The organism is Streptomyces sp. NPDC003027, assembly GCF_053591435.1.
In genome coordinates this window covers 39,588-54,187 of sequence record NZ_JBSFTU010000017.1, presented here as the reverse complement: position 1 = coordinate 54,187, position 14,600 = coordinate 39,588, and the positions used below count along the sequence as shown (strand labels likewise).

General features: G+C 70.9%; 8 protein-coding genes. 2 read left to right on the top strand and 6 right to left on the bottom strand.

The features are described 5' to 3' along the window. Positions 1-17 precede the first annotated feature (17 nt). Entirely contained in the window at positions 18-6,194 is a 6,177-nt protein-coding gene (locus ACWDX6_RS14850) for a DNRLRE domain-containing protein (RefSeq protein WP_451485336.1), read from the top strand. Between the two features lie 117 nt (positions 6,195-6,311). Beyond that, positions 6,312-6,641: a hypothetical protein gene (locus ACWDX6_RS14845; protein WP_451485335.1), complete on the top strand. Its 330-nt coding sequence runs from the start codon at positions 6,312-6,314 to the stop codon at positions 6,639-6,641. A gap of 85 nt (positions 6,642-6,726) precedes the next feature. On the opposite strand, the gene ACWDX6_RS14840 is transcribed toward ACWDX6_RS14845, so the two are convergent. The 6 genes from ACWDX6_RS14840 to ACWDX6_RS14815 all read right to left on the bottom strand — a co-directional run bounded on the left by ACWDX6_RS14840 (position 6,727) and on the right by ACWDX6_RS14815 (position 14,543). After that, positions 6,727-8,301, bottom strand: coding sequence for a pectate lyase family protein (locus ACWDX6_RS14840; protein ID WP_451485334.1), 1,575 nt, complete (start codon positions 8,299-8,301; stop codon positions 6,727-6,729). Positions 8,302-8,422: 121 nt separating this feature from the next. Beyond that, entirely contained in the window at positions 8,423-9,958 is a 1,536-nt protein-coding gene (locus ACWDX6_RS14835) for an NCS1 family nucleobase:cation symporter-1 (RefSeq protein WP_451485333.1), read from the bottom strand. Between the two features lie 24 nt (positions 9,959-9,982). Then, on the bottom strand, positions 9,983-10,984 hold the full coding sequence (locus ACWDX6_RS14830) for a TIGR03842 family LLM class F420-dependent oxidoreductase (protein ID WP_451485332.1): 1,002 nt from the start codon (positions 10,982-10,984) through the stop codon (positions 9,983-9,985). Between the two features lie 11 nt (positions 10,985-10,995). Next, positions 10,996-12,399, bottom strand: a complete 1,404-nt coding sequence (gene hydA, locus ACWDX6_RS14825) for a dihydropyrimidinase (RefSeq protein ID WP_451485331.1) — start codon at positions 12,397-12,399, stop codon at positions 10,996-10,998. 24 nt (positions 12,400-12,423) lie between these two features. Continuing rightward, the gene (locus ACWDX6_RS14820; protein WP_451485330.1) at positions 12,424-13,704 is read right to left on the bottom strand and encodes an aspartate aminotransferase family protein; all 1,281 of its coding nucleotides are present in this window, start codon (positions 13,702-13,704) and stop codon (positions 12,424-12,426) included. Beyond that, a complete protein-coding gene (locus ACWDX6_RS14815; RefSeq protein ID WP_451485329.1) occupies positions 13,701-14,543 on the bottom strand; it encodes a nitrilase-related carbon-nitrogen hydrolase in 843 nt (280 codons plus the stop codon). Before ACWDX6_RS14815 ends, ACWDX6_RS14820 begins: the two co-directional genes overlap by 4 nt. Positions 14,544-14,600: the final 57 nt, after the last annotated feature.

Sequence of the window (14,600 nt, the reverse complement as noted above, 5' to 3'; positions counted from 1 at the left end):
AAATTTTGGGAGGGATTGTGCCAAAGAGGCCCCAGTGGTCCACTGCGCGCAGATCGACCCGTCAACGCCTGCGCCTGATCGCCGGCGCGGTTGCCGCCGTACTGGCCGCCGAGACGGCCGTGGTCGTCGCCACCACCGGCCAGGCCGTCGCGCTCGGTTCACAGCAGCCCGCCGCGCGCGCCATCGCCGCGGACGCCGCCCCCAAGGGCCCCGCCGTGGCCGAGGACGAGGCGTCCGCGCGGCTGATGGCACGGCTGCAGAAGCGCAGGATCGAGGTCCTGTCGGCTCGCACCGAGACCTCGGCCACCTATGTGCTGCCCGACGGACAGATGCAGACCGCCGTGTACGCAGCGCCGGTACGGGTCAAGAAGGACGGCTCCTGGCAGGACATCAACACCACCCTCGCCGACGCGGGCGCCGACCTGCGCCCCCGTACGGCGACGGCGGACATCACCGTCTCCGACGGCGGGGACAGGAAGCTCGCCTCCGTCGGACGCGGCGGGCGCAGCTTCGCCATGGGCTGGGAGAAGAACCTGCCCGCGCCGAAGCTGAAGGGGGACACCGCCGCGTACGACCTCGGCGGCGGCGAGACGCTCACCGTCACCGCGCTGCCCCAGGGCTTCTCGCAGAACGTCCACCTGGCCAAGGCGCCCACGGCTCCGGTCAGTTACCGCATACCCGTCGAGGCCAAGGGACTGAAGCTGTCCGAGGCGCCCAGCGGGCGGCTGCTGCTCAAGGACTCCGCCGGCAAGCTGGTCGCCGAGGCGCCCGCGCCGATGATGTGGGACTCCTCCAAGGACCCGCGCTCGGGCGAGTCCAAGCACCTGGCCAGGGTCCCGGTGGAGATCGAGACGGCGAAGGACGGGAAGCAGACCCTCGTCCTGTCGCCCGACCCGAAGTACTTCACCCAGGACCTGACCTACCCGGTCACGGTCGACCCGACCTCGACCCTGGCGGCCTCCACCGACACCTGGGTGGCCACCAACTACCCGGACTCGCAGGTCTCCTCGGCCGAGCTGAAGTCCGGCACGTACGACGGCGGCACCACCAAGGCCCGCGCGTACCTGAAGTTCGACGTGTCGGCCTTCAAGGGCAAGCGCATCAACGACACCAACCTGGGCCTCTACTCGTACTACTCGTCGACCTGCTCGACCACCGGCTCCGGCACCCAGGTGCGGCGCATCACCGGTGACTGGAACTCCTCCACGATCACCTGGGGCGCGCAGCCGGCGACCACCGACGCCGGTGCGGTGACCAGCACCGCCGCCAAGGGCTACAACTCCACCTGCCCGGCCGGCACCGTCGACTTCGACATCGACGCGATCGTGCAGGCGTGGGCCGACGGCCAGCCCAACCACGGCCTTCAGGTCAAGGGGGCCAGCGAGACGGACTCGACGACCTGGCGGCGCTACCGCTCGGCCAACTACGTCAGCGGGGACCACGCCCAGGAGCCGCATCTGACGGTCACCTACGACTCCTACCCGGGGTCGCCGACCGCCACCGCGATCTCGCCGTCCGCCGTCAACGCGTACAACGGCATCCGGTACGTCACCTCGGTGACCCCGACGCTGTCCGCGAAGGTCACCGACCCCGACGGCGCCACGGTCAGGGCCCAGTTCGAGATCACCCCCGACCCGGCGTACAACGAGACCACGTACACGTACACGGGTACCAGCGCCGCCGTGGCGTCCGGGTCGAACGCGACCCTGACCGTTCCCACGACGAACAAGCTGCCCTCGGGGCCGAAGCTGCGCTACCGCGTACGCGGTTACGACGGGACCTTCTACGGCCCGTGGAGCGCGTACATGCCGTTCGGCGTGAACACCGCCAAGCCGGCCGCGCCCGCGATCAGCTGCCAGACGTACGACAAGGACACCTGGACCGCCCGTGCGAGCGGCCCGGTGACCTGCACCCTGGACACCGCGTCCACGGACGGCCAGGGCTACTACTGGGGTCTGGACGACACCAACCTGCCCCACCGCGTGGACGACACCGTCGACGGCACCGGCGGTGACGCGCTGACCATCTCGGTCGACCCGGCCGACGGCTGGCACACCCTGCGCGCCAAGACCGTCGACTCCGGCGGCAACCTCTCCACCGACGTCACCAGCTACAGCTTCGGGGTCGGCGCCGACGGCGCCGCCGTCATCTCCCCCGCCGACGGTGACGACACGGCGCGGCGCGTCTCCCTGCAGGCCAAGGGCAAGGCCGAGTACACCGGCGTGACGTACGAGTACCGGCGCGGCGAGACCGACAGCTGGAAGACCGTGCCGACCGCCCAGGTGACCACCACCACGGGCGGGGCCGTCAGCTGGCCGGCCCAGGTCACCTCCGGCACGGCCCCTCCGCTCGTGTGGGACGCGGCCACCTCGCTGGCCGAGGACGGCGTGCTCGAACTGCGCGCCGTGTTCGACGCCGGTACGGCCACCAAGTACCACTCCCAGGTCGTCGAAATCACCCTGGACCGGCAGGCGGGCAACGCGCCGAGCCTGGAGGTGGGTCCCGGCACGGTCAACGCCCAGACCGGCGACTTCACCTTCACCGACACCGACGCGGAGGTCTTCGGGCTCTCCGCCGAGCGCTCGCACTCCTCGCGCCGCCCGGTGGCGCAGGAGGTCCAGGAGGGCCAGGCCGCGATCTTCGGCCCCAACTGGTCCTCCGGCGTGGGCGCCGAGGACGCGGGCACGGACTGGGGCGTGCTGCGCAAGACCTCGGCAACCTCGGTCGAGATCCTGGACTCCACCGGTGTCGCCACCGCCTTCACCGCTACCAGCGGCGGCGGTTGGAAGGCCGAGTCGGGCTCCGAGGACCTGACCCTGACGGGTTCGACGGCCGGCTCCTTCACCCTGAAGGACACCAGCGGCACCGTGAGCGTCTTCCGCAAGGTCGACGCGGCCGCCGCCACCTGGACGCTGGCCACCACGGCCCTGTCGGTCGACGACTCCACCACCACCGTGGTCTCCGAGAAGGTCACCGTCGGCGGCGCGGTGCAGTCCCGGCCGAAGTACCTCATCGGCGCCTCCCCGGCGGTCGACGCGGCCACCTGCCAGGCCAGCCCGGCCACCAACGGCTGCCGCGTCCTGGAGTACGTGTACGCGTCGTCCACCACGGCGACGTCGACCGCGTTCGGCACCTACGCCGGACAGGTCGCCCAGCTCAAGCTGTGGGCCACAAGCCCCGGCGCGAGCGCGGCCACGGCCGAGACCGTCGCGCAGTACGCGTACGACGCCTCCGGGCGGCTGCGCGAGGTGTGGGACCCGCGGATCAGCCCCGCGCTGAAGACCGCGTACGCCTACGACAGCGCGGGCCGGCTCACCACGCTCACCGAGCCCGGCGAGCTCCCGTGGACGCTGACGTACGGCAAGGCCGGCACCGCGGTCACCGCGGGCGAGGGCATGCTCCTGTCCGCGTCGCGGCCGACCCTCAAGCAGGGCAGCGCCGGCGAGACCGACGGCGGAAAGGCCGTCACCACGGTCGTCTACCAGGTGCCGGTGTCGGGCTCCAACGCCCCGTACCAGATGAACGCGGCCGCGGTCGCCGTCTGGGGCCAGACCGACGCCCCCGTCGAGGCCACCGCCGTCTTCCCGGCGGACCAGGTCCCCGCCTCCAACGTCGGCACCTCGCTGACCGCGGACGCGTACAAGCGGGCGACGATCGTGTACGCCGACGCCTCCGGCCGTGAGGTCAACACGGCGCAGCCGGGCGGCCACATCGACTCCGTCGACTACAACCAGTACGGCTCCGAGGAGCGCTCCCTGACCCCGGGCAACCGGGCCCTCGCCGTCGGAGCCACCGACGCCGCCAAGGCGGAGCTCACCCGGCTCGGCATCGTCGACGCGACCGTCGCCGAGCGCGCCGAGCAGCTCTCCACCCGCACCGTGTACAGCGCGGACGGGCGGCGCGAGACCGAGGAGTTCGGCCCGCTGCACCTGGTCACCCTGGAGCGCGCCCTCTCCGGCGGCACCGCCGCGGGCACGCTGCCCGCGGGCACCGAGGTTCCGGCCCGTACGCACACCGTCAACACCTACGACGAGGGCCGCCCCGCCGACGCGGCGGTGCAGGACCTGGTGACCACCTCGGTCACCGGAGCCTCCGTGCAGGGGTACACCACCGACGCCGACCGCCGTACCACGGTGACCGGCTACGACTGGGCCTCCGGCCAGCCGACGCGCAGCGTCGTCGACCCGGGCGGCCTGGCGATCACCACCACCACGGCGTACGACGCCTCGGGCCGCAAGGTCCGGGAGACCTCGGGCCGTTCCAACGGCACCGACGCGCTGACCACCGTGACCGAGTACTGGTCGGCGACCGGCACCGGTGCCTGCGCGGGCAAGCCCGCCTGGGCCGGCCTGGTGTGCCGCACCAGCCCGGCGGGCACGATCACGGGCGGCGGCTCCCACCCGGCCGAACGGGTCACCAAGACCTACGGCTACGACCGCTGGGGCAATGTCTCCACGGCCACCGAGACCGCCAACGGCGCCACCCGCACCACCACGGTCACCACCGACGCGGCGGGCCGGCAGATCAAGTCCGCCGTCACCGGCGATGCGGGCACCCCGGTGCCCGAGGCCACGACGGTCTACCACCAGCAGACCGGCGAGGTCGCCTCGCAGACCGCCGCCGGCGCCACCGTGGCGTACGGCTACGACGCGCTCGGCCGCCGGATCAGCACCACCGACGGCAGCGGCAACACCGTCACCACGGCGTACGACGCCCTGGACCGGCCGGTCCAGGTCACCGACTCGGCGCCGTCGACCACGACGTACGCCTACGACACGGCCGTCGAGCCGCGCGGTCTGGCCACCAAGGTGGCCGACTCGGTCGCCGGCACCTTCGCCGGCACCTACGACGCGGACGGCGAGCTCGCCACCGAGTCCCTGCCCGGCGCCGTCACACTGACCGTGGACCGTGACCCGGCGGGCAACACCACCGCCCGCACGTACGCGGCCGCCGACGGCACGACGCTGCTGTCCGACACCACCGGACACACCGCGCACCAGCAGCAGGCCGGGCACCACCAGTCCGACGGCACCGCCACCTCCACCGCGTACACCTATGACGCGGCGGGACGGCTCGTGACCGCGAAGGACACCGCGGACGCCCTGTGCACCCGCAGGTCCTACGCGTTCGACGCCAACAGCAACCGCACCGGGCTGACCACGGCCGACTGCTCCGAGGGAGGAACCGGCTCCACCAGCACCACGCACACGTACGACAGCGCCGACCGGATCGTCGACAGCGGTTACGCCTACGACGCCTTCGGGCGGACCACCGCGACACCGGCCGGTGGCCGGCTGACGTACTACGCCAACGACCTCGTCCACAGCGAGACCGTCGGCGACCGCCGCCAGACCTGGAACCTCGACGCCACCGGCCGCATGGCGGCGTGGACCGTGGAGACCAAGGGGACGGACGGCACCTGGACGCGGACCGAGTCCAAGACGCACCACTTCGGCACTGGGGACAACCCGACCTGGACCGTCGAGGACGCCCAGGGCACGATCACCCGCTACGTCAACGGACTCAGCGGCCAGCTGACCGCGACGACGGGCAAGACCGGCGGGCTCGTCCTACAGCTGCTCAACCTGCACGGCGACGTCTCGGTGCAGCTGCCGGCGGACACCACCCAGGCGCCCGTCGTGCTGCGCACCGACGAGTACGGCAACCGGGCCGAAGGCGCGACCACCGCGCGGTACGGCTGGGTCGGCGGCCACCAGCGCTCCTCGGAGACGCTGAGCGGCTCCACGCTGATGGGCGTCCGCCTGTACTCGCCGGCCACCGGCCGCTTCCTGCAGACCGACCCGGTTCCGGGCGGCTCGCTCAGCGCCTACGCGTACCCGGGCGACCCGGTGAACTCGCAGGACCTGGACGGGCAGCGCTGGAAGAAGAAGAAGGTCTGGCACGTCAAGAAGAAGAAGGCCAAGAAGCTGGCCCGCGCCATCAAGGCGGGCGCGCGCCTCGCGTCGGCCTTCGGCCGGATCGGCCTCACCATGCCCGCCTTCTGGGCCAAGATCGCGGGCCTGGCGCTGGAAGCCATCGGCGGCGCGATGAGGTGGTTCGCCGCCGAGATCCAGCTCAAGAACGCGATGCCCAAGAGCAAGGGCGTCAAGATCACCGTCGGGATCTGGCAGAAGAGCGGGTTCTGGAAGTGGGTGATGTACCCGAGGATCAAGGTCAACCGCTGGAAGAAGTAGCGGCCTGAGGGAGGGGGCCGGCACGACCGGTCCCCTCCCCGTACCTTCCCTCTTGCCACCCCTGAACTCCCGGGTTCTCCCGGGCTCTCCCGGACTTCCGGAAGCGAGGACGTCTCAGTGATCGTGTTCCAAGCCGCCTTCCTGCTGCTCCTGGCCATCCAGGCCGTGCTGGTCGTGCGTCACAGTCGTGGCTGGAAGCTGGAGTCCGCCGTCACCGCGGGATTCGCCCTGGCCTTGGTTCTCCTGCCGCCCGGCGACGGGCCGCACCTGATGGAGACGGCGCTGCGGGTGTACGTGGCGGTGGGCATCGCCCCGCTCGTCGAGAAGGGCCTCCGCAAGGCCGGCACCCCGCGCAAGGCCCTCGACGACACCCGCTCCCCGCGCTTCTGGGCGGCGGCGGCGGCCTGCGCCCTGCTGGCCGCCCTGGTCGCGCGCGTTCCGCTGTAGCGGGGCCGACCGCCGGAAACGGTGAAGGGGCCGTTTCGGATTTCTCCGAAACGGCCCCTTGATCGTTCCCGCGGGGGTGACGCCCCTACCCGGCGTACGTCTCGTACTCGGCGACCCGCGGCGTTCCGGCGGAGCTGACGATCTCGAAGGTGATCTTGGTCAGCGAGGTCCGGGGGAAGGTGATGACGCCCGCCCCGCTGCCGGAGGTCAGCACGGCGCCGGTGTCGGCGTTGACGACCCTCCACGACCCGATACGCCCTGTGGCGCCCGCCGCCTCGCGCACGTTGATCGCGGAGACGGCGGTGGCGGAGCCCCACTTGATCGAGATCGAACCGGTCGAGCCGGCCGGTGACCAGTAGGTGCTCATGTCCCCGTCCCGGACGTTGCCGTAGCTCGTCCCGTCGGCCTTGCTGGAGCCGTCGGAGCCGGCCCCGATGCTGAGGTTGCTCCCACCCGGCTGGGACGGCCCCGGCGTGGGCGTGGTGGGACCCGGCGTGGGCGTGGTCGGCTGGGGCGTGGGGCTGGTCGGCGTCGGTGACGGGGGCGGCGTCTGCGGTGAGCAGCTGCCGTCCGACACCAGAAGTCCCTTGCCGGCGCCCGCCGTCCGGCTCACGACGGCCGGCACGCAACCGGCCGCGTCGAGACGGTAGGAGTAGGGGATGGTGACCGTGGTGTTCGACTGGGGGTCGGGACCCGCCGGCTTGTTCTCGCTGCCGGGGCTCGACCAGGTCACGTTGTCGAAGATATTGCCGCTGACCTGCCAGTAGCCGGCCGCGTCGGTGTAGAAGGTGCCCAGGACGTCCTTGGAGTCCTCGAAGTAGTTGCTGTCCACCTTGGCGCGGGCTCCGGCGCGGGAGTTGATGCCCGACTCGTTGAGGCGCGCGTAGTGGTTGTTGTACATGTGGGCCGTGCCGCCGCGCAGCAGGGGCGCCCGGGAGTCGATGTTCTCGTACCGGTTGTGGTGGTAGGTGATGAAGCTGTTCGACAGGTCGCTCTCGCTGGATCCGACGAGGCCCCCGCGGCCGGAGTTGCGCAGGATGCTGTAGGACAGGGTCACGTACTGGGTGTTGTCCTTCATGTCGAAGAGGCCGTCGAACCCCTCCGACTCCCCGCCCGACGCCTCCAGGGTGACGTGGTCGACCCAGACGTTGCGGACGCCGCTCTCCATGCCGATGGCGTCACCGCCGTTGGACGTGGGCGAGCCCGACTTCTTGACGTTCCGGACCGTCACGTTCTGGATGATGATGTTGCTGGCTTCCCGGATATGGATGCCCAACTGGTCGAAGACGGCTCCGGCGCCGACCCCGACGATCGTGACGTTGCTGACCTGCTTGAGTTCGATCACACCGGCGGTGGTGTTACAGCCGGCGCCCGACACCTTGGTGGTGTTGCCGTGGTTGATGGTCCCCTCGACCTCGATGGTGATGGGAGTGCTGGTGCCGGCCCGGCCGCACAGGGCCGCATGGATCGCGGTGCCGGTGGTGGCCCGCACCGTCCGCCCGCCGGCACCGCCGGTGGTCCCGCCGTTCTGGGTCGCGTAGCCGGTGGCACCACCGGTCGCGGCGGATGCCTCGGGTACCGACAGAACCGCCCCGGTCGCGGCCGCAAGGGCCATGGTGGCCACCGCCACGCAGAGTCGTAGTGCGACTGGTCGTCTCATCCTCGCCTCCCTTTCAGAACATGGAGAAAGCGCTTTCTGCCCGCGACAGTAGGGCGCCCCCGGGAGGCTGACAAGGGTTCTGACGGTCGCGGAGAATGTGCTCCGCCGCCGCACACGCCCCTCAACGGCGATGTACGGGGCCTGAGTTGGCGCGCCCCATCAGCGCGACGTACACGAGGAGCGATGCTCCGAGGCCGACCGCCCAGCCGTAGTCCGCAAGCGGTTCCAGGAACGGGATCAGCCCGTCCTCGGGGAACGGCCCCTTGCCCGGAGCCGAGTGCGAGCCACCGACCGCGAGGACGCCGCCGACCGCGAACGCGACGACGGCGCGCAGGTTCCAGCCCGCCGTGTACCAGTAGCGTCCGCCGGGCGTGTAGAGGCCGGGCAGGTCCAGGACCGTGCGGCGGACCAGCCAGTAGTCGGCGATGAGGATGCCGGCGACCGTGCCGAGGAGTCCGCCGACGAGGCCGAGCCAGGTGAAGATGTACAGCTCCGGGGTCTCGGTGAGCTTCCACGGCATGATCAGCACCCCGACGACGCCCGTGATCAGCGCGCCCGTACGGAAGTCGATCAGCCGTGGCGCGAGGTTGGCGAGGTCGTACGCGGGCGAGACGACGTTCGCCGCGATGTTCACCGAGATCGTGGCGACGAGCACGGTCACCAGGGCGAAGAGCAGCCCGAAGACGTTGTCGGTTCTCGCGGCCAGCGCGACCGGGTCCCAGACGGGAGCTCCGTACACCGCCTGCGAACCGGAGGTGACGAACACCGAGAGCAGTGCGAACAGCGTCATGGTCGTGGGCAGGCCGAGCGTCTGCCCCCATATCTGGGCGCGCTGCCCGGCGCCGAAGCGGGTGAAGTCCGGGATGTTCAGGGACAGGGTCGACCAGAAGGCGATCATGCCCATGAGCGAGGGGAAGAAGACCGGCCAGAAGTCCGCGCCCCAGCCGAGCCGGGACGGCTGGTCGAGCAGCGGTCCGAAACCGTCGGCCTTCACCGCGATCCAGGCGAGGAGCACCAGCGCGCCGACGATGACGAAGGGGGCCGCCCAGTTCTCGAAGCGGCGCAGTGCCTCCATCCCCCGGTAGATGATGGCGAGTTCGAGGATCCAGAAGAGGACGAAGCAGAGCCAGAGCGTCCACGGCTGCCCGCCGATCCGTGCGGCCTCCGTCCAGCCGCCGAAGAGTTTGCCCAGCAGGACGAAGATGCCCTGGCCGCCGATCCAGGTCTGGATGCCGAACCAGGCGCACGCCACACCGGCCCGGATCATCGCGGGCAGGTTGGCGCCGCGCAGCCCGAAGGAGGCGCGGGCGAGGACCGGGAAGGGGATGCCGTACTTGGGTCCGGCGTGGCCGGTGAGCAGCATCGGCGCCAGCACGATGACGTTGGCGAGCGCGATGGTGAGAACGGCCTGCTTCCAGTCCATGCCGAGCGACACGAGGCCGGAGGCGAGCAGCCAGGAGGGGATGTTGTGGGCCATGCCGACCCAGAGGGCGGCGAAGTTGTACGTGGTCCAGCGCCGGCGTTCGACCGGTACGGGCAGCAGGTCGTCGTTGACGAAGCGGTCGTCCGGGAGGTGGGTGCCCGGCGGGAGTTCGACGCGTCCCGCCGGGTCGGCTATGGGTCCCTCGGACGGCACGGGCGGGACGGTCGAGGTCATGCCAGGTGCCCTTTCAGCAGACGGTCATCTGGTGAGTGCCGGGATGATCTGTTCGCCGTAGGCGTCGATCGTCGCCTCCTTGGCGTCGTGCATGGCGTAGACGGCGAACTGGTCCACGCCCAGGTCGCGCAGTGTCCTGAGCTTCTCGATGTGCGCCTCGGCCGGGCCGAGGAGGCAGAACCGGTCGACGATCTCGTCCGGGACGAAGTCCGTGGACGGGTTGCCCGCGCGGCCGTGGTGGCTGTAGTCGTAGCCGTGGCGTTCCTTGATGTACGCGGTCAGGGCCTCGGGCACCATCCCGGAGTGTTCGCCGTAGCGGGCGACGAGATCGGCGACGTGGTTGCCGACCATGCCGCCGAACCAGCGGCACTGGTCGCGGGCGTGGGCGGGGTCGTCGCCGACGTAGGCCGGCGCGGCGACACAGATCGTGATCGCGGCGGGGTCGCGGCCCGCCGCTTCCGCCGCGTCCCGGACGGCCTTGACCATCCACTCGGTCAGATAGGGGTCGGCGAGCTGGAGGATGAACCCGTCGGCCTTCTGCCCGGCGAGCGCCAGCGCCTTCGGGCCGTACGCCGCCATCCAGACCGGCAGCCGGCCGTCCTTCACCCAGGGGATGCGGATGGGGTTGCCGTCGACGACCGCCTCCCGGCCCTCGGCGAGGTCGCGGATGACGTCGATGGCCTCGCCGAGCCGCGCCAGGGTGTTGGGCCTGCGGCCCGCGACGCGCATCGCGGAGTCGCCGCGGCCGATGCCGCACACGGTCCGGTTGCCGTACATGTCGTTGAGGGTGGCGAAGGTGGAGGCGGTGACCTCCCAGGTGCGGGTGCCCGGGTTGGTGACCATGGGGCCGATGGTCAGCTTCCGGGTGTGCTCGAGAATGCGGCTGTAGATGACGAAGGGCTCCTGCCACAGCACGGCGGAGTCGAAGGTCCAGCCGTAGCGGAAACCGTTGCCTTCCGCCCGGCGCATCAGGCCGACGACCGCCGAGGCGGGCGGGTCGGTCTGCAGGACGAGTCCGAAGTCCACGTCGGCGTCTCCTAGTTCAGATACTGGCAGGTGGAGCGGGGGATGAAGCAGCCGTGCCCGGCACGCCCGGTGTACTCCCGCTTGTCGATGACGATCTCGCCGCGCGAGAGGACGGTCTCGACCTGGCCGGTGACGGTCTTCCCCTCGTACGCGGAGTAGTCGACGTTCATGTGGTGCGTGTCCGCGGAGAGGGTCTGGCGGACGTGCGGGTCGTAGATGACCACGTCGGCGTCGGCGCCGGGGGTGATCGTGCCCTTCTGCGGATAGAGGCCGAACATGCGGGCCGGGGTGGCGCAGGCGATCTCGATCCAGCGGCGGCGGCTGATGTGCCCGTCGACGACGGCCTGGTGGAGCAGGTCCATGCGGTTCTCGACGCCCGGGAGGCCGTTGGGGATCTTGGAGAAGTCGCCGCGGCCGAGCTCCTTCTGCCCCTTGAAGCAGAAGGGGCAGTGGTCGGTGGAGACGACCTGGAGGTCGTTGGTCCGCAGTCCCCGCCAGAGCGCCTCCTGGTGTTCCCGGGGCCTGAGGGGGGTGGAGCAGACGTACTTGGCGCCCTCGAAGCCGGGCTCGGCGAGGTTGTCGGTGGAGAGGAAGAGGTACTGCGGGCAGGTCTCGCCGAAGACGTGGAGCCCCTTGTCCCGGGCGGCCGCCAGCTCCCGCACCGCCTCGCCGGCGGAGACGTGGACGACGTACAGGGGCGCCCCGGCCACCCGGGCGAGCTGGATGGCCCGGTGGGTGGCCTCGGCCTCCAGGAGCACCCGGCGGACCTCGCCGTGGTAGCGGGGGTCGGTCTCGCCCCGGGCCAGGGCCTGCTCGACGAGCACGTCGATGGCGATGCCGTTCTCGGCGTGCATCATGATCAGCCCGCCGTTGCCCGCGGCGCGCTGCATGGCCCGCAGGATCCGGCCGTCGTCGCTGTAGAAGACGCCGGGGTAGGCCATGAAGAGTTTGAAGGAGGTGACGCCCTCCTCGACCAGCTTGTCCATCTCCTTGAGCGTGTGCTCGTTGACGTCGGAGAGGATCATGTGGAAGGCGTAGTCGACGGCGCATTTCCCGTCGGCCTTGGCGTACCAGGTGTCGAGGCCTTCGCGCAGGGTGTGGCCGACGCTCTGCACGGCGAAGTCGATGATGGTGGTGGTGCCGCCCCAGGCGGCGGCCCGGGTGCCGGTCTCGAAGGTGTCGGAGGCGGAGGTGCCGCCGAACGGCAGCTCCATGTGGGTGTGCGCGTCGACGCCGCCGGGCAGGACGTAGCGGTCGGTGGCGTCGAGGGTCCGCTCGGCGGTCCAGTGGGCGGCGGCGTCGGAGCCGTGCGTGGCGAGGGCGGCGATCCGGCCGTCCTCGATCAGGACGTCCGCGTGCAGTTCGTCGGAGGCGGTGACGACCAGACCGCCGCGGATGAGGGTACGGGTACTCACGGGTCTCTCCCTGGGGTGCGTGGACTACAGGGACCGGAGCGCCTGTTCGAGGATGGCGGCCCCTTCTTCGGCCTCGGCGGCGGTGAGCGAGAGCGGTGGGGCGATCCGCAGGGTGCTGGTGTTGTGGCCGCCTCCCTTACCGAGGAGGAGTCCGTTCTCGCGGGCGGTCTCCAGGACGGCGGCGGCCGCCGCCGGGTCGGCCTCGTCCGTGCCCGGTACGGTCAGTTCGATGCCGATCATCAGGCCGCGGCCGCGGACCTCGCGGACCGCCTCCACTCCGGCGCCGACGGCCCGGAGCCGTTCGAGGAGCAGTCCGCCGACGCGGCGGGCGTTGCCCTGGAGGTCGTGTTCCAGGAGGTGGCCGAGGTTGGCGAGGCCGGCGGCCATGGTGACGGGTGAACCGCCGAAGGTGGAGATGGAGTGGGCGTCCAGGCAGTTCATGACCTCGGCGCGGGCGACGACCCCGCCGACGGACATGCCGTTGCCGATGCCCTTGGCGAAGGTGAGGATGTCGGGCGGGCCGGCCTGGTCGTGCGCCTGCCAGCCCCAGAAGTGGTCGCCGGTGCGGCCCCAGCCGGTCTGCACCTCGTCGGTGATCCAGAGGATGCCGTGCCGGTCGAGGACCCGGCGGAAGGCCGCGTAGAGCCCGTCGGGCGGGGAGGTGAAGCCCCCGACGCCCTGGATGGGTTCGGCGATCAGCGCGGCGACGTCCCGGGTGTGGCCGAGGAGGTCTTCGAGGTCGGCGACGCAGGCGTCGATGAAGCGGTCGTCCGTGAACTGGGCGTAGGGGCCCCGGGTGCGGACGCCGCCGTGGACGTAGAGGGTCTGCAGCGGGGAGAGGCCGGTGGGTGACCAGGCGCGGTTGCCGGTGATGCCGACGGTGGAGAAGGAGCGGCCGTGGTAGCTGTTGCGCATCGCCAGGATCTGGTTCGAGCGGCGGTACGCGGTGGCGAGGAGGAGCGCCGTGTCGTTGGCCTCGGTGCCGGAGGTGGTGAAGAAGACCCGGGCGTCGGGGATGCCGGAGAGGGCGGCGATCCGTTCGGCGAGCTCGACCATCGGGCGGTTGAGGTAGAGCGTGGAGGAGTGGATGATCCGGCCGGCCTGCTCGGCGATGGCCTTGGTGACCTCGGGGAGGGCGTGGGCGGTCATGGTGGTGAGGATGCCGCCGAAGAAGTCGAGGTACCTGCGGCCCTCGGCGTCCCACACATGGCGGCCCTCGCCGTGGGTGATCTCGATGGGGTCCCGGTAGTAGAGGGCGACCCAGTCGGGGATGACGGCGCGGTGGCGGTCGTGGAGGCTGCTCACGGCCGCACCAGCCCGTCGTAGGCGTCGGGGCGTCGGTCGCGGTAGAAGGCCCAGGTCTTGCGGACCTCCTCGATCAGGCCGAAGTCCAGGTCGCGCACGACGAGTTCCTCGGTCTTGTCGGAGGCGACGTCGCCGACGAACCGGCCGCGCGGGTCGACGAAGTAGCTGGTGCCGTAGAAGTCGTTGTCGCCGTACTCCTCCTGGCCGACGCGGTTGATGGCGGCGATGAAGTACTCGTTGGCGACGGCGGCGGCGGGCTGCTCCAGCTGCCAGAGGTGGGAGGAGAGTCCGCGGTGGGTGGCGGAGGGGTTGTAGACCAGTTGCGCGCCGTTGAGGCCGAGTTGGCGCCAGCCCTCGGGGAAGTGGCGGTCGTAGCAGATGTAGACGCCGACCTTGCCGACGGCGGTGTCGAAGACCGGCCAGCCGATGTTGCCGGGGCGGAAGTAGTACTTCTCCCAGAATCCCTTGACCTGGGGGATGTGGTGCTTGCGGTACTTGCCGAGGTAGGAGCCGTCGGAGTCGATCACGGCGGCGGTGTTGTAGTAGAAACCGGAGCCCTCGATCTCGAAGACCGGGACGACGATCACCATGCCGGTCTCGCGGGCGAGCTCCCGCATCCTGCGCACGGTGGGCCCGTCCGGCACGGGCTCGGCCCAGCGGTAGTGCTCGGGGTCCTGCACCTGGCAGAAGTAGGGGGCGTTGAAGACCTCCTGGAACCCGATGATCCGAGCGCCCTGCCGGGCCGCCTCGCGGGCGTGCTCCTCATGCTTGGCGATCATGGATTCGGTGTCGCCGGTCCAGGTCGCCTGGACGAGTGCGGCGCGTACGACAGCGGTCATGAGCTGCTCCTTCGGCACGGCGTCAGAGAGCCTCTACGCACGTAGACGCGGTACGTA

Excerpts from the sequence above, each read along its gene's own strand:
- ACWDX6_RS14840 (WP_451485334.1), bottom strand. The coding sequence starts at position 8,301 with ATGAGACGACCAGTCGCACTACGACTCTGCGTGGCGGTGGCCACCATG.
- ACWDX6_RS14835 (WP_451485333.1), bottom strand. The coding sequence starts at position 9,958 with ATGACCTCGACCGTCCCGCCCGTGCCGTCCGAGGGACCCATAGCCGAC.
- ACWDX6_RS14815 (WP_451485329.1), bottom strand. The coding sequence starts at position 14,543 with ATGACCGCTGTCGTACGCGCCGCACTCGTCCAGGCGACCTGGACCGGC.